At 65.5% G+C, this 21,274-nt stretch carries 14 protein-coding genes and 1 riboswitch; of the genes, 10 read left to right on the top strand and 4 right to left on the bottom strand.

Annotation, left to right across the window (positions count from 1 at the left end):
- Positions 1–69: 69 nt before the first annotated feature.
- Positions 70–3,069: a spermine synthase gene (locus tag MO486_RS07315; protein ID WP_242905657.1), complete on the top strand. Its 3,000-nt coding sequence runs from the start codon at positions 70–72 to the stop codon at positions 3,067–3,069.
- Between the two features lie 9 nt (positions 3,070–3,078).
- Here the strand turns inward: MO486_RS07315 and MO486_RS07320 are convergent, their stop codons facing one another.
- On the bottom strand, positions 3,079–4,458 hold the full coding sequence (locus tag MO486_RS07320) for a sigma-54 dependent transcriptional regulator (RefSeq protein WP_242905659.1): 1,380 nt from the start codon (positions 4,456–4,458) through the stop codon (positions 3,079–3,081).
- 63 nt (positions 4,459–4,521) lie between these two features.
- On the bottom strand, positions 4,522–6,111 hold the full coding sequence (locus MO486_RS07325; RefSeq protein ID WP_242905660.1) for an ATP-binding protein: 1,590 nt from the start codon (positions 6,109–6,111) through the stop codon (positions 4,522–4,524).
- Between the two features lie 157 nt (positions 6,112–6,268).
- On the opposite strand from MO486_RS07325, the gene sucC reads away from it, so the two are divergent.
- The 6 genes from sucC to MO486_RS07355 all read left to right on the top strand — a co-directional run bounded on the left by sucC (position 6,269) and on the right by MO486_RS07355 (position 14,574).
- On the top strand, positions 6,269–7,429 hold the full coding sequence (gene sucC / locus MO486_RS07330) for an ADP-forming succinate--CoA ligase subunit beta (RefSeq protein ID WP_242905661.1): 1,161 nt from the start codon (positions 6,269–6,271) through the stop codon (positions 7,427–7,429).
- Positions 7,430–7,510: 81 nt separating this feature from the next.
- Positions 7,511–8,386, top strand: a complete 876-nt coding sequence (gene sucD, locus MO486_RS07335) for a succinate--CoA ligase subunit alpha (protein WP_242905662.1) — start codon at positions 7,511–7,513, stop codon at positions 8,384–8,386.
- A 91-nt stretch (positions 8,387–8,477) separates the two neighbouring features.
- Positions 8,478–8,726, top strand: a riboswitch (cobalamin riboswitch).
- Between the two features lie 294 nt (positions 8,727–9,020).
- A complete protein-coding gene (locus MO486_RS07340) occupies positions 9,021–11,345 on the top strand; it encodes a ribonucleoside-diphosphate reductase subunit alpha (RefSeq protein WP_242906004.1) in 2,325 nt (774 codons plus the stop codon).
- A 105-nt stretch (positions 11,346–11,450) separates the two neighbouring features.
- Positions 11,451–12,470 carry a ribonucleotide-diphosphate reductase subunit beta gene (locus MO486_RS07345; protein ID WP_242905663.1) on the top strand — a complete coding sequence of 340 codons (1,020 nt, stop codon included), beginning with the start codon at positions 11,451–11,453 and terminating at the stop codon, positions 12,468–12,470.
- Positions 12,457–12,867: an acyl-CoA thioesterase gene (locus MO486_RS07350; protein WP_242905664.1), complete on the top strand. Its 411-nt coding sequence runs from the start codon at positions 12,457–12,459 to the stop codon at positions 12,865–12,867. Before MO486_RS07345 ends, MO486_RS07350 begins: the two co-directional genes overlap by 14 nt.
- 60 nt (positions 12,868–12,927) lie before the next feature.
- The gene (locus MO486_RS07355) at positions 12,928–14,574 is read left to right on the top strand and encodes an NAD+ synthase (RefSeq protein ID WP_242905665.1); all 1,647 of its coding nucleotides are present in this window, start codon (positions 12,928–12,930) and stop codon (positions 14,572–14,574) included.
- Positions 14,575–14,633: 59 nt separating this feature from the next.
- Here the strand turns inward: MO486_RS07355 and MO486_RS07360 are convergent, their stop codons facing one another.
- A complete protein-coding gene (locus tag MO486_RS07360) occupies positions 14,634–15,494 on the bottom strand; it encodes an outer membrane protein assembly factor BamD (RefSeq protein ID WP_242905666.1) in 861 nt (286 codons plus the stop codon).
- A gap of 101 nt (positions 15,495–15,595) precedes the next feature.
- Here MO486_RS07360 and rluD point away from each other — a divergent pair, with 101 nt between their 5' ends.
- From rluD to MO486_RS07375, 3 genes are all read left to right on the top strand, one after another.
- Positions 15,596–16,582 carry a 23S rRNA pseudouridine(1911/1915/1917) synthase RluD gene (gene rluD / locus MO486_RS07365; RefSeq protein WP_242905669.1) on the top strand — a complete coding sequence of 329 codons (987 nt, stop codon included), beginning with the start codon at positions 15,596–15,598 and terminating at the stop codon, positions 16,580–16,582.
- Positions 16,579–17,325 (top strand): peptidoglycan editing factor PgeF, encoded by a 747-nt coding sequence (pgeF, locus tag MO486_RS07370; RefSeq protein WP_242905675.1) that lies wholly within the window; start codon positions 16,579–16,581, stop codon positions 17,323–17,325. The genes rluD and pgeF overlap by 4 nt, the downstream gene beginning before the upstream one ends.
- Before the next feature lie 65 nt (positions 17,326–17,390).
- On the top strand, positions 17,391–18,992 hold the full coding sequence (locus tag MO486_RS07375; RefSeq protein ID WP_242905677.1) for a hypothetical protein: 1,602 nt from the start codon (positions 17,391–17,393) through the stop codon (positions 18,990–18,992).
- A 98-nt stretch (positions 18,993–19,090) separates the two neighbouring features.
- On the opposite strand, the gene MO486_RS07380 is transcribed toward MO486_RS07375, so the two are convergent.
- Positions 19,091–21,211: a tetratricopeptide repeat protein gene (locus MO486_RS07380; protein ID WP_242905679.1), complete on the bottom strand. Its 2,121-nt coding sequence runs from the start codon at positions 21,209–21,211 to the stop codon at positions 19,091–19,093.
- Positions 21,212–21,274: the final 63 nt, after the last annotated feature.

The raw sequence follows: 21,274 nt of genomic DNA on the forward strand, positions 1-21,274 counted from the left end.
GGCACTCAGGAAGCCCCACTGCCACACCATCGGCTACCCTAACTGCCATCTGAGTCGAGGGGGATCAGCATGCACTTGTCCACGAAGCGCGCCGGCCACGCGCTGTTGCTGTTGTTCGTGCTTTCGGGCTTCGCGGGTCTGATCTACCAGTCAGTGTGGTCGCACTATCTGGGCCTGACGCTGGGCCATGCGGCTTATGCGCAGAGCCTGGTGCTGGCGATCTTCATGGGCGGGATGGCGCTCGGCGCATGGCTCGCAAGCCGCTTCAGCCTGAACTGGCGCAGCCTGATCCTGGCCTATGCGGTCATCGAGGTGGGCATCGGTGTCGCCGGTCTCCTGTTCCACCCGATCTTCGTCGGTTACATGGCGCTGTCCACGAGCACAGTGTTGCCGGGGCTTACCTCGCCACAGCTTGCGCATGGTTGGCAGTGGCTCAGCGCAGCCATGTTGATCGCGCCGCAATGCGTACTGCTCGGCGCCACATTCCCGATCCTCAGCGCCGGCTATATGCGATTGGCGCCGGACGAGGCTGGTCCCATCCTCGGCGGCCTTTATTTCAGCAACAGCCTGGGTGCCGCTGCCGGGGCACTGGTGACGGCTTTCTTGCTGCTGCCGACGTTGGGGATGCCGGGCTCGATGCTGGTCGCCGGCGCGCTGAACCTGCTGGTCGGCGTCGGTGCCTGGGCAGTATGGCGACAGACCGGTGACGGTGCATCCGCAGCAATACCGACAGGTGCACCGATGCAAGCAGCGGCCGTCCCCACGGCTGGGCGCGGTTTCGTACGGTTGATACTGCTGGCGGCCGCGATCACTGGCGCTACCTCTTTCGTGTACGAGATCGGCTGGGTGCGCATGCTCAACCAGGCGTTGGGCACGACCGTGCATGCATTCGAGCTCATGCTGGCGGCCTTCATTCTCGGCCTGGCCTTCGGCGGCCTGTGGGTGCGTCGACGCTGCAAGAGCGAATCAGACGCAGTGGCGATGGCAGGCTACGCACAGATCCTGATGGGCATCGCCGCGCTGGTGTCGATCCCGATGTTCAACCAGAGCTTCCGCTGGGTCGGATGGTTGATGCACCAACTCGTCCGCGACGATACCGGCTACGCATGGTTCAGCGCGGGTAGCGGTGCGATCGCGATGGCGGTGATGTTCCCGGCTGCGTTCTTCGCCGGCATGACCTTGCCGCTGTTCACCTTGGCGCTGCTGCGCCGTGGCGTTGGCGAGTCCAGCATCGGGCGCGTCTACGCCGCCAACACGCTGGGCGCGATCATCGGCGTGTTCGTGATGGTGCATCTGCTGGTGCCCGGGATCGGAGTGCGCCTGGCGGTCACGTTGGCCGCACTGTTCGACGTGGCGCTGGGACTATATCTGCTGCGCAGGGTGAGTCCAGGTCGCGCAACCCGAGGCTATGCACTGGCCAGCATGGCCGTGGTGGCGGCGGCACTGGTGAGCCTGCATTTCGGCAAGCCTGACCCGCACAAGCAAGTCGCGGGTGTCTTCCGTACTGGCAATTGGCGCGTCGACGAGAGCATGCGAATCCCATACCTGCGCGATGGCAAGACTGCCACCGTTTCGGTGGCTACCGATGCGGACGCGAGAGCCGCCAGCATCGCCACCAACGGCAAGCCGGACGCGAGCCTCGCGTTGAACCTGTCGGTGGCGCCGCAGCCGGATGAAGTCACCATGCTGATGGCGGCCGCGCTACCGCTGGCCCTGCATCCGGACCCGCGGCGGGTTGCCGTAATCGGTTGGGGCTCCGGGCTGACCACGCATACGCTGCTCGGCAGCCCGGTGCCGCGGGTCGTGGAAAGCGTGGAGATCGAGCGTGCGATGTACGACGGTGCACGCCTGTTCGGCGAGCGCGTTGCACGCGGATATGACGATCCGCGGTCAAAGATCCGGATCGAGGATGCACGCACCTATTTCGCGACCAGCAACCGCCGCTACGACGTGATCGTGTCGGAGCCATCGAACCCGTGGGTGAGTGGTGTCGCCAGCCTGTTCACTGAGGAGTTCTACGGCTTCATCCACAGGCACCTTGAGGAAGACGGCATCCTGGTGCAATGGGTGCAGAGTTATGAGCTCAATGATCAACTGCTGGGAACGATGATCTCGGCATTGTTGCAAGTGTTTCCGCAAACCGACGTCTACGTGACCAACAGAGGTGACCTGCTGATGGTGGCATCGCGCGACCGGGCGCATGCGCCGAACTGGGCAGCGTTGGCAGCCGAGCCGTTGCGAAGCGAACTGCAACGGGTCGGGCTGGGGTCTTCGGCGGAGTTCCAACTGCGCCGGATCGGCGGCCCCGCGACCCTGCGCAACCTCGTCAAGCTCACCGGCGCGACGCCGCATTCGGACTATTACCCGACCGTCTCGCTGCAGGCCCCAAGGGCGCGTTTCAAGGGCGAGAGTGCCGATTTCCTGCTGTACCTGACGGGTAACGGGCTGCCGGTGCAGGACATCCTCGGCGAGCGGGTTCCGCCAGGTGTCGCTGCGGTCATCGCCGACACGGGCGCGTCCGAGGCGCACATGCTGGCGCTGTCGATGCGCTCGAGTCTGCTTGCAGGGCGCGTGGATGACGTGCTGCGGCAACGCTGGCCGAGTTTCGCCGACGCTGCGGAGCAGCTGTTTGTACTTTCCGCAGTCGTGGTCGATGGGTCACGGCAGAAGGCATGGTCGCAGGCACTGACCACGGTCAGCGAGAACGTGACCGGCATCCTGCCACGCGAGGATGTCGCGATGCTTTTCGACCATCCGGCTTGGCTGGCAAACGCAGCGCAGCAGCCCGTTGAAGTCCGTACCCTCCTGGCGATGCATGCGGCGGCTGCACGGCGCGATGCAAGCGAGATGCTGCGCGTTGCCATGCAGGTGCTGGAGCAGCGCCGCGACAGGATCGCGCGCGACGCACGCGAGCAGGCCTTGGTCGTCGCGATGCTGGGCGCTGTCGGCACGGGCAAGCCGGCCCTGGTGGCAACGATCGAAAGGCAATACGGGCCAGATATTCCACCGACGCAACGTTGTGGCCGGATGCGGTCGTGGCTGTTGTCCTGGGTCGATGGGGCCGAATAGACCGCGGGATCAGTCGATTCCCAGTTTCTTCAATTTGTATCGCAGCGCTCGGAACGTGATTCCCAGCGCTGCCGCTGCCTTGGTCTTGTTGTAGCGGTTGTCCTCCAGCGCTTGCTGGATCGCATTGCGTTCGATCTCCTCGATGTAGCTCGGCAGTGCGCTGGTCATACTGTCGCGAGGGTCGGCAGTGCGTGGATCGGGCAAGGGTGGCGGTGCGGGCTGGCGCGAGGTGGCGGATGCGCCGCTAGGTAGGCGTAGATCGGAGGCTTCGATGCGGTCGTCGTCGGCCAGTGCCAGCGCGCGCTCCAGGATGTTCTCGAGTTCGCGCACGTTGCCGGGGAATGGGTAGGCACGCAGGGCTTCCAGGGCTTCCGGGCTCAGCGCCGGTACCGCACGGCCCTGCAGGCCGGCCAGGCGATGCAGGATGGTGGCGGCAAGGCCAGGCAGGTCTTCGCCGCGTTCGCGCAACGGCGGTACCTGCAGCTCGATGACGTTGATGCGGTAGTAGAGGTCGTGACGGAAACGGCCGTCGGCGACCAGTGCGGACAGGTTCTTGTGCGTGGCCGAAAGGATGCGCACGTCGACATTGATCTCGATGTTGGCACCGACCGGGCGAATCGATTTCTCCTGGATCGCGCGCAGCAGCTTGACCTGCATCGACAGCGGCAATTCGCCGACTTCATCGAGGAACAACGTGCCGCCATCGGCTGCCTGGAACAGGCCGGGCTTGTCGGCATGGGCGCCGGTGAAACTGCCTTTCTTGTGGCCGAAGAATTCACTCTCCATCAGCTCGGCCGGGATCGCCCCACAATTGACCGGAACGAACGGACCATTGCCGCGCGCACCCTGCTCGTGGATGGTCCGCGCGACCAGTTCCTTGCCGACGCCGGATTCGCCGGCGATGTAGACCGGTGCCTGGCTGCGCGCGACTTTCGACAGGGTCTGCTTGAGCGCGACGATCGCCGGCGAGTCGCCGTACAGGCGCGTGGCTAGCGCGTCGCTGGTGGCGCGCTTGCGTTGCGGCAGCTCCAACGCGTGCTTGACCAGGCCGCGCAACACCGAGAGGTCGACCGGTTTGCTGACGAAGTCGAAGGCGCCGGCCTTCAGGGCTTCGACCGCGGCATCGACGTTGCCAAAGGCGGTGATCATCGCCACCGGCGTGTGCGGGTACTGCGCGTTGATGGTGGCGATCAGTTCGATGCCGGACCCGTCCGGCAGGCGCATGTCGGTCAGGCACAGGTCGTAATGATGCGCAGCCAGCAATACACGAGCCTCGCTCAGGCTGGCGGCGGTGTCTGTCCGCAGGCCCATGCGGCCGAGGGTGAGGACGAGCAGTTCGCGGATGTCGCGTTCGTCGTCGACGATGAGGGCGCTACGGGTTTCGCTCATGCGCGCACCTTAACGCGGCGATCGGAAGCGGCCAAGCACGCGCTGCATGCCGGGACGCCCGGATCAGGTCGGCAGCAGCGAATGCGGACCGGGCAGCCGGATGCGGAAGCAGCAACCGCCGCCTGCCACCGGCACGTATTCGAGCGTGGCCTGGTTGGCGCGGCACAGCTCGCGGGCGATGTACAGGCCGAGCCCCGTGCCGTGGCCGGAGGTCGTGAAGAACGGCCGGAACAGCTGTCCCGCCACCATCTCCGGGATGCCCGGGCCCCGGTCGAGCACGTCGATCTGCGGGCCGTGTTCGTGGCTGATGCTCAATGTCACCCGCGCCGGTTCCCCCGGCATGCGGCCGTAAGTCAATGCGTTGTGCACCAACGCGATCAACACCTGGTGCAGTTGGCGTGGATCGGCCATCGCCGGCACCGCCGGTCGCTGTGTGACCACGTTCAGACTGTCGCCCTCGAGAGGATGGCCGTTGCGGTAATCCTCGACGAAACGACGGGCGAAGCCCACCAGTTCCACATGCTCCGGCTGCGCGCGTTCGCGCCGGGCCAGGCCCAGCACGTTCTCGACGATGCCGTTCATGCGCTGGGTCTGCTGATGGATGATCTCGAGCAGGCGGCGATCGGCATCGAGGATTTCTTTCGATTCCTCGAGCAGTTGGGTGGCGTAGCTGATCGCCGCCAATGGATTGCGGATCTCATGCGCAAGGCTGGCCGAGAAACGGCCGAGCGTCGCCAGCGTCATCGATTCGGCGCGACGCGACAGCAACGAGGTGTCGTCGAGGAAGACCAGCGTCTGGTCGCTGTCGGCGAGCAGTCGGGTGAAGCGCGGCAGTACTTCCGGAAGATCGGGTGCGAACTGCAACGGAGTGTCGTCGCTCACATTGTCCTTGCGCCAGCGCCGCAGGCGACGGGACAGTTCCGGCGCGGCCAGATCGAGCTGGCGTTCGCCGCCATCGTCGCCCAGCAGCAACATCGCGGCTTCGTTGGCCAAGTGGATGCGGCCATCCCCATCCACCAGCAGCACGCCTGTGCGCATTCGGCGGATGATCAGTTCGCTGGCCTCGGCGAGATTGGCGGCGACGGCGCCGCGGTGCTCGGCCAGCGCTTGGCTGGCGCGCATCTGGCGGCCGAGCAGGTAAGTCAATGTCGCGACGGCGAGGAAGCTGACCGCGAACATCATCAGTTCGGCCAGCGGCCGGCCCGCGCCGCCATCGACGAGCTCGCTCCAGACGTATTCGCCGGTCAGCGCCGCTCCGGCCAATGCGGCGGCACCGAGGCCGAGCCGCAATCGCAACAGCAGTGATGCAGCGCCGATGTTGAACAGCAACATCAATGCGATGCCGGAGCCGGAGGCGGGGAGGGCGTGCATTGCCAGTGTCGCGGCGGCGATGTCGATGACCACGCCGATCAGCGCCTGCCTGCGTAACAGGCCGTGCCGCCCAGCCACGAACAGGATGACGGCCGCGAGGAGATAGCCCGTGGCCGCGGCGCGGCCCAGGACCAGGTGGCGTGGTTCCTCGATCAGCGCGCCGGCCGGGCTGAACAACACCAACGCCAGCAGCCCCGCCTCGAGCACGCGGTAGAGGGTGAAGAAATACAGCTCGCGGCGCAGCGCACTCTCGGGGCTGGCGGGGGCGAATGTGCGCGGCAAGCAGGCCGTCCGGGCTGGGGCGTGGCGCGAGTATAGGCACGGTTTTGCCCGCAGCCCGGGCATCGGCGACAATACCGCCCCCTTCGTGCACCAGGCCGCGGGCTTTTGCCCACCAGGCCGCATCGCTGCGCGCAGGCTCTCCCCACTCTGGTGACGCATGAACTTCCACGAATATCAGGCGAAGCAGTTGTTTGCCGACTACGGCATTGCGGTTCCGGCCGGGCGCGTCGCGCGCACGCCCGAGGAGGCCGTCGACGCGGCCAAGGCCATCGGCGGCGACTTCTGGGTGGTCAAGGCCCAGATCCATGCCGGCGGTCGCGGCAAGGCCGGCGGTGTGAAGCTCGCCAAGACTTATGACGAAGTCCGCGACTACGCCAAGGGCATGCTCGGCAGGAAGATGGAGACCTACCAGTCCGCTGGCGTCGCCCTGCCGATCGACAGCGTGCTGGTCACGCAGGCGACCGACATCGCCAAGGAGCTGTATCTCTCCGTTCTGGTCGATCGCAGCAGCAAGTCGATCACCTTCATCGCGTCCAGCGATGGCGGCGTCGAAATCGAGAAGACCGCCGAGGAGAATCCCGACGCGATCAAGACGCTGCATGTGAACTACGTGCAGGGCCTGCAGCCCTACCAGTGCCGCGAACTCGGCTTCGCGCTCGGCCTGAACGCCAAGCAGGTCAACCAGCTGAGCAAGATCATGCTGGGCCTGTTCAAGCTGTTCAACGAGAAGGACCTGGCGCTGGTCGAACTGAACCCGCTCGCCATCCTCACCAACGGCGACCTCGCCGTGCTCGACGGCAAGATCAATTCCGACGACAACGCGACATTCCGCCACCCCGACCTGGCGGCGATGCGCGACATCCGCCAGGAAGACGAGACCGAAGTGCTGGCCAGCCAGCACGACCTCAACTACGTGACCATGGACGGCAACATCGGCTGCATGGTCAACGGCGCGGGCCTCGCGATGGCGACCATGGACGTGATCTCGCTCAACGGCGGTTCGCCGGCGAACTTCCTCGACGTCGGTGGTGGTGCCACCAAGGAACGCGTGACCGAGGCGTTCAAGCTGATCCTGTCGAGCGACAAGGTGAAGGCGATCTTCGTCAACATCTTCGGCGGCATCGTCCGCTGCGACATGATCGCCGAGGGCATCATCGCGGCGGTCAAGGAAGTCGACGTCAAGGTGCCGGTGATCGTGCGCCTGGAAGGCACCAACGTCGAAGAAGGCAAGGCGCTGCTCAAAGGCAGCGGCCTGGCGATCACGCCGGCCGACGACATCAACGACGGCGCGAAGAAAGCCGTCGCCGCCGCCGCCTGATTCCGTAGGGCGGGTCTTGACCCGCCTGCGTCCAATGCATTCGATCGGCGGGTCAAGACCCGCCCTACAGGACTCAACGCAATGTCCGTTTTGATCAACAAGAACACCAAGGTCATCGTCCAGGGCTTCACCGGCTCGCAGGGCACCTTCCACGCCGAGCAGATGCTCGAGTACGGCACCCAGGTCGTCGGCGGCGTGACCCCGGGCAAGGGTGGCACTGAACACCTCGGCCTGCCGGTCTTCAATACCGTCGCCGACGCCGTCAACGAAACCGGCGCCGACGCCTCGGTCATCTACGTGCCGCCGCCGTTCGCGGCCGATGCGATCCTCGAAGCGGCCGACGCCGGCATCCGCGTGATCGTCTGCATCACCGAGGGCATCCCGGTGCTCGACATGCTGCGCGTCAAGAACACGCTGGCCGGTTACGACGACGTCGTGCTGATCGGCCCGAACTGCCCCGGCGTGATCACCCCCGGCGAGTGCAAGATCGGCATCATGCCGGGCCACATCCACAAGCCCGGCAAGATCGGCATCGTCTCGCGCTCCGGCACGCTGACCTACGAAGCCGTGAAGCAGACCACCGACGTCGGCCTCGGCCAGTCGACCTGCATCGGCATCGGCGGCGATCCGATCAACGGCACCAACTTCATCGATGCGTTGCGCCTGTTCCAGGACGACCCGCAGACCGAAGGCATCATCATGGTCGGCGAGATCGGTGGTTCGGCCGAAGAGGAAGCGGCCGAGTTCATCGCCGAGTACGTGACCAAGCCGGTGGTCGGCTTCATCGCCGGCGCATCCGCACCCGCAGGCAAGCGCATGGGCCACGCCGGCGCGATCGCCTCCGGTGGCAAGGGCACGGCCGAGGGCAAGTTCGCGGCGATGGAGAAGGCCGGCGTCACCACGGTGAAGTCGCCCGGCGATCTCGGTGCGGCGATTGCGAAGCGCCTCGCGAAGTAATCGTTCCACGCAGTTGTCATGCAAAAGGCCGCCCATGGGCGGCCTTTTTGTTTTGAGCACATTTTGTGTTGACCGATTCAGCGATCCACACTATGTTGTGGTCGTCGATGGTGCCAACCCCGCCAGGGGAAGGCTTAAAGGGAATCCGGTGAGGCTGGCTCTGATCGAGAGATCGGCCAACTCCGGAGCTGCCCCGCAGCGGTAACTGGGAACGACCCGCGTCAATGGCACTGGCCCTCGGGCTGGGAAGCGACGCGCAGTAGATCAAGCGGCACGCCTCCGTATGAGCGTGCCGCCCCGCCCAGGAGCCCGAAAACCTGCCGCGACCGGATGCGCAGGCATCCGTTTGGCCAGGCGTCTCCGCGGGGAGCGACGGTCGACCATGCCGGGTGTGTGCCCGTGTCGTCGTTCCGTTGCCTGTCGCGCTGATGCCGGCTCGCCCGAGGGGGTGAGGGCCGGTGTTCTCGCATTCGCAGTGCGTGCGACGCCGCTTTCGCTTCCTCTCCACCTGGACCCCGGAGAGGAGTGCCATATGAACACCGAAATCCTGGCCGACGCAGTGCGTGATGAAGCCACCGCAGTGGCAACCACGCAATCGAGCTTCGCCCTCACGCCGCCGCATGCGCCGGCGCAGATGACCATCACCAAGCGCGACGGCCGCAAGGAGCCGGTCGACGTCGCCAAGATCGTGCGTGCCGTGCAGCGTTGCAGCGACGGCCTCAACGAGATCGACCCGATGCGGGTTGCGCTCAAGACCATCGCCGGCATCTACGACGGTGCGACGACGCGTGAACTCGACGAGCTGTCGATCCGCATCGCCGCCGCGTTCACCGCCGAGGAACCGCAATACGCACGCCTCGCCGCGCGCCTGCTGGCTGGCTACATTGACAAGGAAGTCTGCGGCCTTGGCGTTTACTCGTTCTCGCAGTCGATCGTGCTCGGCCACGAACTCGGCCTGATCAACGACCGCGTCCGCGACGTGGTCGAGGCCAACGCGCGCAAGTTCAACGACGCCATCGACGCAGCGCAGACCCAGCGCTTCGAGTACTTCGGCCTGCGCACGCTCTACGACCGTTACCTGCTCAAGCATCCGCAGCGCCGCAGCGTGATCGAAACACCGCAGCAGTTCTTCATGCGCATCGCGGTGGCGCTGACCGACACCCCGGCCGCGGCGCTGGAGCTGTACCGGTTGATGGCGTCGCTCGATTACATCCCGAGCTCGCCAACGTTGTTCAATTCCGGCACGCGCCACGAACAGCTGTCGTCGTGTTTCCTGCTCGACTCGCCGCAGGATTCGCTGAGCGACATCTACGCCCGCTACGGTGACGTCGCGCAGCTGTCGAAGTTCAGTGGCGGCATCGGCCAGGCGTACTCACGCATCCGCGCGCGCGGTTCGCTGATCCGTTCCACCAACGGTCGCAGCAACGGCATCGTGCCGTGGCTGAAGACGCTCGATGCCTCGGTCGCTGCGGTGAATCAAGGCGGCAAGCGCAAGGGTGCGGCCTGCATCTATCTCGAAACCTGGCACGCCGACATCGAGGAATTCCTTGAGCTGCGCGAGAACACCGGCGAGGAAGCGCGCCGCACCCACAACCTCAACCTCGCCAACTGGGTGCCGGACCTGTTCATGCGCCGCGTGGAAGAGGATGGCGATTGGTCGCTGTTCGATCCTTACGTCGTGCCGGAATTCCCGGACCTGTGGGGCGAAGCGTTCGAGCGCGCTTATGTGCAGGCCGAACAGCAGGGACTGGCGAAATCGACGATCAAGGCGCGCGAGCTGTACGCGCGGATGATGAAAGTGCTGGGCGAAACCGGCAACGGCTGGATGACGTTCAAGGATGCCTCCAACCGCACCTGCAACCAGGTCGGCCCGGGCCGCACGGTGCATCTGTCCAACCTGTGCACCGAGATATTGGAAGTCACCAGCGCCGAGGAAACCGCGGTCTGCAACCTCGGTTCGATCAACCTCGCCCAGCACGTCACGACGTGGGACGAAGGCAAGCCGGCATTCGACTTCGACAAGCTGGCCGAGACCGTGCGCGTCGCGGTGCGCCAGCTCGATCGGGTCATTGACCTCAACTTCTATCCGATCGAATCCGCGCGTCGCTCCAACTTGCGCTGGCGGCCGGTGGGCCTCGGCGTGATGGGCCTGCAGGACGTGTTGTTCAAGTTGCGCCTGCCGTTCGATTCGGCCGAAGCGTTGCAACTGTCGACGCGCATCGCCGAGCGCATCTACCTGCATGCGATGCAGGCCTCGTGCGAGCTGGCCGAGCAGCACGGCGCGCATCCGAGCTTCGCCGACACCCGTGCCGCGACGGGCGCACTGCAGTTCGACCTGTGGGGTATCACGCCGACCGAAACCGCCGCATGGGCGGCGTTGAAGGAACGCATCGCCGCGCACGGCCTGCGCAACTCGCTGCTGATCGCGATCGCACCGACCGCGACCATCGCCTCGATCGCCGGTTGCTACGAGTGCATTGAGCCGCAGGTATCGAACCTGTTCAAGCGCGAGACGTTGTCCGGCGACTTCCTGCAGGTCAACCGTTACTTGGTCGACGAACTGAAGCGCCTTGGCCTGTGGACGATCGAAGTGCGCGACGCGATCAAGCTCGCCGAAGGGTCGATCCAGAACATCGCCGCCATCCCCGATCTGCTCAAGGCGGTGTATCGCACTGCATGGGAGTTGCCGCAGAAGGCGCTGATCGACCTCGCGGCCGCACGTGGACCGTACCTCGACCAGTCGCAATCGCTGAACCTGTTCATGGAAAGCCCGAACATCGGCCGCTTGTCGTCGATGTACATGTATGCGTGGAAGTCCGGATTGAAGACCACCTACTACCTGCGCTCGCGTCCGGCCACGCGCATCGCCAAGGCAACCGTGTCCGCGCCGGTTTACACCGAGCAGCAGGCATTGGCGTGTTCGCTGGAAAACCCGGAAGCCTGCGAGGCCTGCCAGTAACCTGCCTTTGTGGGAGCGGCGTGAGCCGCGAACGCAAGGATCGCGGTCGCCAGGATGCGATCGCGACTTGCGTCGCTCCCACATCACTCATTGCAAGGAATGAAGATGTCCGCCGCCACCCATCAGCACCTGCTCGATCCTGGTTTTGCACTCACGTTGCGCCCGATGCGCTACCCGGCGTTCTACGAGATGTACCGCGACGCGGTGCGTAACACCTGGACGGTGGAGGAGATCGATTTCGGCATCGACCTCAACGACCTGCAGCACAAGCTCAGCGCGGCGGATCGCCACCTGATCGAGCGCCTGGTGGCGTTCTTCGCGACCGGCGATTCGATCGTCGCCAACAACCTGGTGCTGAACCTGTACCAGCACATCAACGCGCCCGAGGCGCGCATGTACCTGTCGCGCCAGCTGTACGAAGAGGCGTTGCACGTGCAGTTCTACCTGACACTGCTGGATGCCTACATCCCCGACCCGGCGCGCCGCGCCGAAGCCTTCGCCGCGATCGACAACATCCCGTCGATCAAGGCCAAGGCCGCGTTCTGCTTCAAGTGGATCGACTCAGTGCAGGACCTGCAGCGGCTCGACACGCGCGATCAGCGCCGCACTTTCCTGCTGAACCTCATCTGCTTCGCCTGTTGCATCGAGGGCCTGTTCTTCTTCGCCGCGTTCGCCTATGTCTGGTTCCTGCGCTCGCGCGGCTTGCTACCGGGGCTGGCCAGCGGCACCAACTGGGTGTTCCGCGACGAGTCGGGGCATATGGCGTTCGCGCTGGAAGTGATCCGTACCGTGCGCCTGGAAGATCCGGGTTTGTTCGACGCCGGCATGGAGCGCGAAGTGCGCGCGATGCTGCGCGAAGCGATCGAGGTCGAGGCCGGCTTCGCCGACGACGTGCTCTCCGGCGGCGTCAACGGCCTGTCGCCGCGCGAGATGGGGCAATACCTCGAATACGTCGCCGACACGCGCCTTGCTGCGCTCGGCCTGGCACCGGAATTCGGCACCAAGAATCCGTTCGGGTTCATGGATCTGCAGGACGTGCAAGAACTGACCAACTTCTTCGAGCGCCGCGTCTCGGCATACCAGGTCGGGATCAACGGTGCGGTCGCATTCGATGACGCGTTCTGATCACAACCATGTAGAGCAGGCGCCGGTCGAGGCGCGGTTGTGGGAGATCGTGTTCCCCGACCACACCAACCACCTCGGCACGTTGTTCGGTGGACAGGCGCTGGCGTGGATGGACAAGGCGGCGTTCGTCGTTGCTACCCGCTACGCACGCCGCACCGTGGTCACGGCGCGCTCGGAGCAGGTGGATTTCCATGTGCCGGTGCGCCTGGGGCAATTGGTGGAACTGGTGGCGCGCGTCGTCGAAGTCGGGCGCAGTTCGATGCAGGTCGAGGTGGAACTGCACACGGAAGACCCGCACGCCGGCACGCGCCATCTGTGCACCCGCGGCCGTTTCGTGATGATCGCGCTAGACGCGAACAGCCGGCCCGCGCCGATCGCCGCCCTGGCGGAGGCCTGACGGCCGCACTATCGCAGCGCGCCCGGTAAACTGCGCGCATCGAGAGGTGCGGAGCAAGGCATGACGTTACGGATCGCGCTGGCGCAGTTCGATTTCCCGGTTGGCGCAGTGGCGTCGAACGCCGAACGCATCGCAATGATGATTACGGCGGCGCGCGATGAGCACCGCGCCGACGTGGTGCTGTTCCCGGAGTTGGCGCTCAGCGGCTATCCGCCGGAAGACCTGCTGTTGCGGCCGAGCTTCCTCGCCGATTGCGAAGTGGCGCTGCAGCGTATCGCCGTCGGCACCCACGGCATCGTCGCCGTGGTCGGCTGGCCGCAGGCGTCAGGTGCGGTGGTCTACAACGCCGCCAGCGTGTTGCGTGATGGTGGCGTTGCGCACACCTATCGCAAACGTGAGCTGCCGAACTACGCGGTGTTCGACGAGCGTCGTTATTTCGACGTCGATCCGGATCGCGATCATTGCGTGTTCGAAGTAAACGGTGTGCAAGTCGGCCTGATCATCTGCGAAGACCTGTGGTTCCCCGAGCCGCTGGCCGACACCGTCGCCGCCGGCGCGCAGCTGGTGCTGGTGCCGAACGCGTCGCCGTTCGAGCGCGACAAGCATGCGCAACGCGATGCGTTATTGGCGCAGCGCGTGCATGAGGGTGGCGTCGCGCTTGCCTATCTCAATGTCGTCGGTGGCCAGGATGCATTGGTCTTCGATGGCGCTTCGGTGCTCGCCGATGGCGATGGCGTGGTGCATCCGGCGGCGACTGCCTTCGAAGACCATTGGCTGGTCGCGGATTTCGATGCCGATACGCGCAAGTTCGCCCCCATCCATTGGCCGATCGAAGCCGACGAGAGCCGCGATGCCCTGGCGTGGCGCGCAGTGGTACGCGGCACCCGCGATTACTGCACCAAGAACGGATTCAGCAAAGTGTGGCTGGGGTTGTCCGGGGGCATCGACTCGGCGCTGGTACTGGCCATCGCGGTCGATGCGCTCGGCGCGGACAACGTCACCGCAGTACGGCTGCCCTCGCGCTACACCGCCGACCTGTCCAACGACCTCGCTGCCGAGCAATGCATCGCACTTGGGGTGAAGTACGAAACCGTGCCGATCGAAGCGCCATTCAGGGGCCTGCTCGAAGCGCTGGGACCGGTATTCGCGGGCAGACCCGCCGATGTCACCGAGGAAAACCTGCAGTCGCGCGCGCGCGGCGTGATCATGATGGCGTTGAGCAACAAGTTCGGTGGACTGTTGCTGACCACCGGCAACAAGAGCGAATACGCGGTTGGCTACGCCACGATCTACGGCGACATGTGCGGCGGTTACGCGCCGATCAAGGACCTGTACAAGACCGAGGTCTATGCGCTGGCGCGCTGGCGCAACACCATCGGCGGCAGCGCTCCGCATGGCGGCAGCGTCCTTCCTGAAGCGGTGATCGAACGGCCACCGTCAGCGGAACTGCGCGAGAACCAGAAGGACCAGGATTCGCTACCACCCTACGACGTCCTCGACGCGATCCTGTATCGCCACGTCGACCAGGAACAGTCGCGCGACGAGATCGTCGCCGCCGGTTTCGATGACGCGATCGTCGACAAGGTGCTGCGACTGGTGCGGATCAGTGAATGGAAGCGACACCAGGCCGCACCGGGACCGAAGGTGTCGCGGCGTGCGTTCGGGCGCGAGCGACGGTATCCGATCACGAACGGGTATTCGGCCTAGTCCGACGTCCAAACAAAAACGCCGCCCGGAGGCGGCGTCTTTCGCGATGCAGTCGGGGCTTAAGGCTTGGTCGCCGCCGACTTCTCGCCCGCGAACGGATTGAGCTTGCGGAAATTGGACGGGTAGTCCGGCCATTTGCCGCTCAGCCACGGGTGGTTCGGGTCGTTCTGCTGCAGCACGCGCTTGGCATCGTTGGCGAGGGTCTCGTTGCCGAGCTTGGTATACGCCTCGGCGAGCACGGCGACCGCATCGTTCTGGTGCTCGCTCTGCGGATAGGTCTCGAGCAGGTACTTGGCGCGCGTCGCCGCGGCGACCCAGGCGGTGCGGCGCAGGTAATACAGCGCCGTGTCGAGTTCGTGCTTCGCGAACAGGTTGCGCAGTTCGACCATGCGTGTGCGCGCGTCGGCCGCGTAGCGGCTGTTGGGATAGCGTTCGGCGACGATCGAGAAGTCGTTGTAGGCCTGCTGCGGCGTCGACAGGTCGCGGTTGCTCATCTCCAGCGAGAACACGCGCTGCAGGAAGATGGCGTTGCGGGTCGCGTTGGACAGGCCGCGCAGGTAATAGAAGTAGGCGATGTTGCGATGGGTCGGATAGGTGCGGATGAAGCGGTCGATGGTGGACACCGCGTCATCGTGCTTGCCGGCCTTGAACTGTGCGTAGGCCGTTTCCATCAGCGCTTGTTCGGTATATGGACCGTACGGGTATTGCGCGATCAGGCGCTGGAATGTCTCGGTCGCGCCGCCCCAGCGTTCGTCCTTCATCTGGTCGTGGGCGCGGTTGTAGAGCTGCTCGACCGGCACGCCCTCGTTGCGGTTTTCTTTTTTCCAGAGTTTGCTGATCCGGGCACAGCCGGAGCTGGCGAGGATGACGACGAGCAGCAACAGCAGCAGGGAGCGCAGCGGGACGAAGCGTGGGGTCATGGCAGATACACGGGCGCCGGGGGCACGAAGGGCCGATAATAACAGGCTCGCAATAACAGTCCGGGCGAGCGGCCCCTCCCAGCCTGAACCGAAGCCCTCGCATGACCGCAGCCGACACTGACCGCGCCGAACCGCGCACCGCCCTGGTCCCCGACAGCGCCTCTGGACGCCGTTTCGACGCCGTTCTGGCGGAGCTGTTCCCTGAATTCTCGCGGTCGCGGCTGGCCGAATGGATCAAGTCCGGCGACGCCCTGCTCGACGGCAAGCCGGTCCGGCCGCGCGATCCGGTGCGCGGCGGCGAGACCGTTTCGCTCGATGTCGTGCTGGAAACGCAGACCGAGGCCGTGGCCGAGGACATCGCCCTCGACGTCCTGTACGAGGACAGTGAGGTGATCGTGCTGAACAAGCCGGCCGGCCTCGTCGTGCATCCGGGCGCAGGCAATCCGGCCGGGACCTTGGTCAATGCGCTGTTGCATCGCGACCCGACCCTGTCGCTACTGCCCCGTGCCGGCATCGTGCACCGGCTCGACAAGGACACCTCCGGTGTCATGGTCGTCGCGCGCACGGTGCCCGCGCATACCGCGCTGGTCGCCCAGTTGTCGGCCCGCGGCGTGCATCGGCAATACCTCGCCATCGTGGTCGGTGCGCTGGTGTCCGGCGGCACCGCCAACGCCGCGATCGATCGCCATCCGCGCGACCGCATCCGCATGGCGGTGCGCGAGGACGGCCGCGACGCGGTCACGCATTACCGCCTGCGTGAGCGCTTCCGCGCCCATACCGCGCTGGAATGCCGCCTCGAAACCGGCCGCACCCACCAGATCCGCGTGCACATGGCGCACCTCAAACATCCGATCGTAGGCGACCCGCTCTACGGCGGCCCGTTGAAGCTGCCGAAAGGCGCGACGCCGGAGTTGATCGAAGCCCTGCGCGGCTTCAAGCGCCAGGCCCTGCACGCGGAAACGTTGGAGTTCGCGCATCCGATCACGGGCGAACCCGTGCGTTGCACCGCGCCCGTACCGGACGACATGCAGCACTTGATGAAGGCGCTGCGCGACGATGCGAAGGCGGCTGCCGGGGCTGCGCGTTGAACGATGCTGCGATCCTCCCGGCCGACTGGCCCGCACCACAGAACGTGTGCGCGTTCACCACGCTGCGTCATGGTGCCGGCGCCTCGCTGCCGCCGTTCGATACGTTCAATCTCGGCCTGCGCAGCGGCGACGATGTCCAGACGGTCGCGCGTAACCGTGTCGAATTGATCGAACGTTTCGCGCTGCCATCCGCGCCCCGCTGGCTGCACCAGGTGCACGGAACGACGGTCGTAGCCGAGCCTGGCTTCGACGAACCCGAAGCCGATGCGGCCATCACGCGCACGCCAGGCACGGTGCTTGCGATCCTCACCGCCGATTGCATGCCGGTGGTGTTCGCCGCGGACGACGGTAGCGAAGTCGGTGCGGCGCATGCCGGTTGGCGCGGGCTTGCCGGTGGCGTGCTCGAAGCAACGGTCGCGGCGATGCAGACGCCATCGGCAGACATCGTTGCCTGGCTCGGTCCTGCGGCGGGGCCGCAGGCCTACGAGATCGGCCAGGAAGTCCTGGATGCCTTCGTTGCGCACGATCCACGCGCAGCATCGGCCTTCGCCGCCACCCGGCCTGGTCACTGGCGCATCGACCTGTATGCGCTGGCGCGGCAACGCCTCGCCGATGCCGGCGTCGGGCGCGTGTTCGGCGGCGACCTGTGCACGATCACCGATCCGCAGCGGTTCTTCTCCCACCGTCGCGACCAGCGCACAGGACGCATGGCGACGCTGGCTTGGCTCCGGCCGTTGCAGTAAGTCTTGCCGCCGCTCCTCGCGGCTGCAGTATCGTGCGCGGCAGTGTCCTCAAGCCGACGGAATCCATGCCAATGACATCCTCCCGCCGCTGGTTCGTCGCCGGTGACCTCAACGGCTTCTTCGGCCTGGTGGTCGACAACCTGTCGATCCTCGGCTTCATCGCGGCTGCGCTGATCGGTATCTTCGGTTTTCCCGCCGAGGTGGTGTATGCGCGGATGTTTCCGGGCACCGCTTTCGGCGTGCTCGTCGGCAACCTGATCTATACCGCGATGGCGCGCCGCCTCGCCGCGAGAACCGGTCGCGACGATGTCACCGCGATGCCGCTCGGGCTGGACGCGCCGACCAGTATCGGCATGGCGCTGCTGGTGCTGGGCCCGGCATTCGTCGCATTCAAGCAGCAGGGGCTCGACGAGCACGCGGCGGCGATCGCGACCTGGCAGCTCGGCATGGCCTCGCTGATGGTGATGGGTGCGCTGAAGTTCGTGCTGTCGTTCGCCGGCGACGCGGTGACGCGGCTGATCCCGCGCGCCGGCCTGCTCGGTTCGATCGCCGGCATTGCGCTGGTGCTGATGGGATTCCTGCCGCTGGTCGAGGCGTTGCGCTCGCCGGTGGTCGGCTTCGTCACGCTCGGTCTGCTGTTGTACGTGCTGATTGCGAAGGGCCGGTTGCCGGTGAAACTGCCTGGCGTGTTCGTCGCGTTCGTATTCGGCACCGTGCTGTATTACGTGCTTGGCGCAGCCGGCCTGGGCGCACCGGGTTTCCGTTGGCCGCAGCTGGCACCGCTGCAACTGCATTTGCCGTGGCCGACGCTGGGCTTCGTCGAGGGGTTGCCCGCGACCGTTCCGTATCTGCCGCTGCTGCTGCCCTTCGGCCTGTTGATGGTGGTCGGCGGCATCAATGTCAGCGAGAGCGCGCGTGCGGCGGGCGACGACTACCGCACACGCGACATCCTGCTCGCCGAGGCGTTCTCGACCCTGATCGCCGGTGTCTGCGGCGGCGTCGCGCAGACGACGCCATACATCGGCCAGCCTGCGTACAAGCACATGGGTGCGCGCAGTGGCTACACGCTGCTGACCGGACTGTTCATCGGCATCGGCGGGATGCTGGGTCTGGTGTCAGGGTTGGTGCAATGGCTGCCGCTGGCGGTGCTGGCGCCGATCATCGTCTACGTCGCCCTAGACATCACCACCCAGGCGTTCCAGGCGACGCCACGCGAACATGCCGCGGCGATGGTGCTGGGGTTCCTGCCGTCGGTCGCGTACATGCTGTCGATCAAGCTCGGTAATCCGGCCTGGATCCCACCACAGCATTTCGCCGAACTGATGGCCGCCGGCGACAGCCCCGGCCTGCCGGAAATGGCGGTGATCGTGACGCTCGGCAATGGCTTCATCATCACCGCGATGATCTGGACGTCGGCGGTGGCGGCGATGGTCGACCGGCGCCTGCTGCGCGCGGCGGCGTTCCTGTTCGCTGGAGCCGTCCTCGCGCTGTTCGGCATCATCCACTCGGTGCATCCGCAGGGCGGCATCTACCTGCCATGGACGTTGCAGGGATTGCCGAGCGTGATCGCGTGGCAGTTCATCGGCGCCTACCTGGCGCTGGCGACGTTGATGGCATTGCTGTCGCTGCAGCGCGATGCGTCGAAACCAGGGACGGCGGTGCGCTAGCTGCACCAGAGGTGCACGGGACGACGGTCGCGACCAGCACACCGGTTGCAGGGCGACGATCTGCTGGATCGTCTGACGCTGCATCGAGTGCGATGCGTCTACAGCAACCCCTCGGCCTTGGCGGCGGCCACTTGCGCTGCGGCTTTCGCGCGCGCGGGTGCCAAGATCTTCATGTAGCGCGGATCTGCGCGCAGTTCGGCGAGCAACGGATCGGCATCGAGTTCGGCGATGATCTGGAAATGACCACCCGCGACGCCCTCCTGCAACGCGGCGAAGGCGCGATCGAGGTCCCCGAGTTGCGCATAGGCCACAACCTCGAACCAGCCACGCCCTGCGACGAATGCGGGATAGGGGCGATCGGCGATCGAGGCGACCGCCGCTTCCAGTAACGCCTGTCCCTGGGGCTTGGCTCCGGTCTGGATCAAGGCTGTGCCTGCATGGATGGCATCCCTGGCTTGCCCCGGATAAACCTTGGGTGTGGTGTTGGCAAAGAACCAGGGAACGAGCTTGCGGTAGGTCGCCAGTGCTTCCTCCGTGCGTCCGCTGCGGAGCAGCAGGTACCCGCGAAAGCCCTCGGGCGGTGGTTGCACTTTGGCAAGTAACGCCAAAGCCGCATTGGGATCGCCGTCCAGCGTCGCGAGCCTCGCCTCGGCGAACAGCACCTCGCGCGAAGCGGGAGCGCGTTGCGCCAGTGGGGCCAAGCATGCCTTGGCCTCAGCCAGCGCGCCGAAATCGATCATCGCGTGGCACCGGTGCGCCCGGAAGCCAAACGCCTCGGGGTCGAGGATGTCCTGCTGCTTCAGGTCACGCATGGTCGCGACCAGGTCATTCTTCATCTGGTGCAGCGTGCTGCGGTCGTCGTAGTTCCTGGCGACGTCCGGGTGATCGGCGATCAGTTGGTTGCACAGCGCAAAGGCCTCGTCGACCCGGTCGCTCTGCCCGAGCGCGAAGATGTAGACGCCGCGGATCACCGGCGACAAGGGGTCCAGCTCGGTCGCTTTCTTGAGCATCGGCAGTCCCTCGTCGAAGCGTCCAAAGGCGAGGGCGAGTAGTTCGCCATACCACTGGTAGCCTGTGGCGTATCCCGGTGCCAACTGGACACCGCGCCGGTATTCCGCTTCCGCGGCGATGACATCACCGGCCAGTTCAAGCTCAGCCGCCCGAGAGATGTGCGCCTCACCCAATTCCGGCGCAAGCGCAAGTGCGCGTTCCAGGTAGCGCTTGCCGCGACTGCGTTCTTCCGGCGTGATGCTCGCGTATGAGTTCAGGAGCGCGTACGCATCGCGCGCGGCGACATAGGCGCGTGCGTACGCGGGATCAAGCTGGATGGCGCGTTCGAAATGCTGGGCCGCCCTGCGCATCTCGGGCACGTTGCGTTTGGGCAGCAAGGCGATGCCTTTCAGGTATTCCTGATAGGCGGCGACGTTGTCGGTGCGCTTCTGCACGAGGCGCCGCTGCTCTGGTTCCGGCAGCTTCACCTGCAACGCCTGCACCACCGAGGTTGCGATCTCGTCCTGGATCTTGAAGACATCGGTCATGCGTCGATCGAAACGTTGCGACCACACATGCGAACCATCCGATGCACGGATCAATTGAACAGTGATGCGAACGGTGTCGCCTGCCTGTTGCACGCTGCCTTCGAGCAGGTGGGCAGCGCCAAGGGCCTTGCCGATCTCGCGCATGTCGGTCGGCTTGCCCTTGAACGCGAACGACGACGTGCGTGCGATCACCTTCAGGTCCTGCACCTGCGCCAGCATGTCGAGCGTGGTCTCGGCGAGGCCATCGGAGAAATACTCGTTGGCCTTGTCGCCGCTCATGTTCACGAACGGCATCACCGCGATCGAACGCTCCGGGATGGCGGTGCGGCCATTGCGCAGTGCAGGTTGGCCGAGGTAGTACCAGCCCAGTGCGAGCGCGATCAGTCCCGCGGAAATCACGGCCATCCGTTTGTTGCCGACCTTGCCGGTGGCGAGTTTGATGCCCTCCGGCGTCAACTCCAGCACCCAGGTGAGCAGGAGCGCGAGCGGGAACCCGAGTGCGAACAGCAGGATGACGACGCGCAATGCCCAGGGAGGCGCATCGAAGGCCGGCAGCGCGATCGACGCGGCTTGGATCGCAATCCAAGCCACGACCAGATATACCAGGCCAACCCGGAATACCTTGCGCTGCTTGAGTTCGGCGACGAAGGACACGGCGACTCCCGGCACGTCATCAAGCATGCAAACGCGGCTACGGGCCAATGGCGGACACCACCTTGCATCCCCGCTTCACGCCCGCACCTT

The sequence above is a fragment of the Lysobacter sp. CFH 32150 genome (genome assembly GCF_022758295.1).
In the GTDB taxonomy this organism is placed as follows: Bacteria; Pseudomonadota; Gammaproteobacteria; order Xanthomonadales; family Xanthomonadaceae; genus CFH-32150.

Excerpts from the sequence above, each read along its gene's own strand:
- MO486_RS07315 (WP_242905657.1), top strand. The coding sequence starts at position 70 with ATGCACTTGTCCACGAAGCGCGCCGGCCACGCGCTGTTGCTGTTGTTC.
- MO486_RS07320 (WP_242905659.1), bottom strand. The coding sequence starts at position 4,458 with ATGAGCGAAACCCGTAGCGCCCTCATCGTCGACGACGAACGCGACATC.
- sucC (WP_242905661.1), top strand. The coding sequence starts at position 6,269 with ATGAACTTCCACGAATATCAGGCGAAGCAGTTGTTTGCCGACTACGGC.
- sucD (WP_242905662.1), top strand. The coding sequence starts at position 7,511 with ATGTCCGTTTTGATCAACAAGAACACCAAGGTCATCGTCCAGGGCTTC.
- MO486_RS07340 (WP_242906004.1), top strand. The coding sequence starts at position 9,021 with ATGACCATCACCAAGCGCGACGGCCGCAAGGAGCCGGTCGACGTCGCC.
- MO486_RS07345 (WP_242905663.1), top strand. The coding sequence starts at position 11,451 with ATGTCCGCCGCCACCCATCAGCACCTGCTCGATCCTGGTTTTGCACTC.
- MO486_RS07350 (WP_242905664.1), top strand. The coding sequence starts at position 12,457 with ATGACGCGTTCTGATCACAACCATGTAGAGCAGGCGCCGGTCGAGGCG.
- MO486_RS07355 (WP_242905665.1), top strand. The coding sequence starts at position 12,928 with ATGACGTTACGGATCGCGCTGGCGCAGTTCGATTTCCCGGTTGGCGCA.
- MO486_RS07360 (WP_242905666.1), bottom strand. The coding sequence starts at position 15,494 with ATGACCCCACGCTTCGTCCCGCTGCGCTCCCTGCTGCTGTTGCTGCTC.
- rluD (WP_242905669.1), top strand. The coding sequence starts at position 15,596 with ATGACCGCAGCCGACACTGACCGCGCCGAACCGCGCACCGCCCTGGTC.
- MO486_RS07375 (WP_242905677.1), top strand. The coding sequence starts at position 17,391 with ATGCCAATGACATCCTCCCGCCGCTGGTTCGTCGCCGGTGACCTCAAC.
- MO486_RS07380 (WP_242905679.1), bottom strand. The coding sequence starts at position 21,211 with ATGCTTGATGACGTGCCGGGAGTCGCCGTGTCCTTCGTCGCCGAACTC.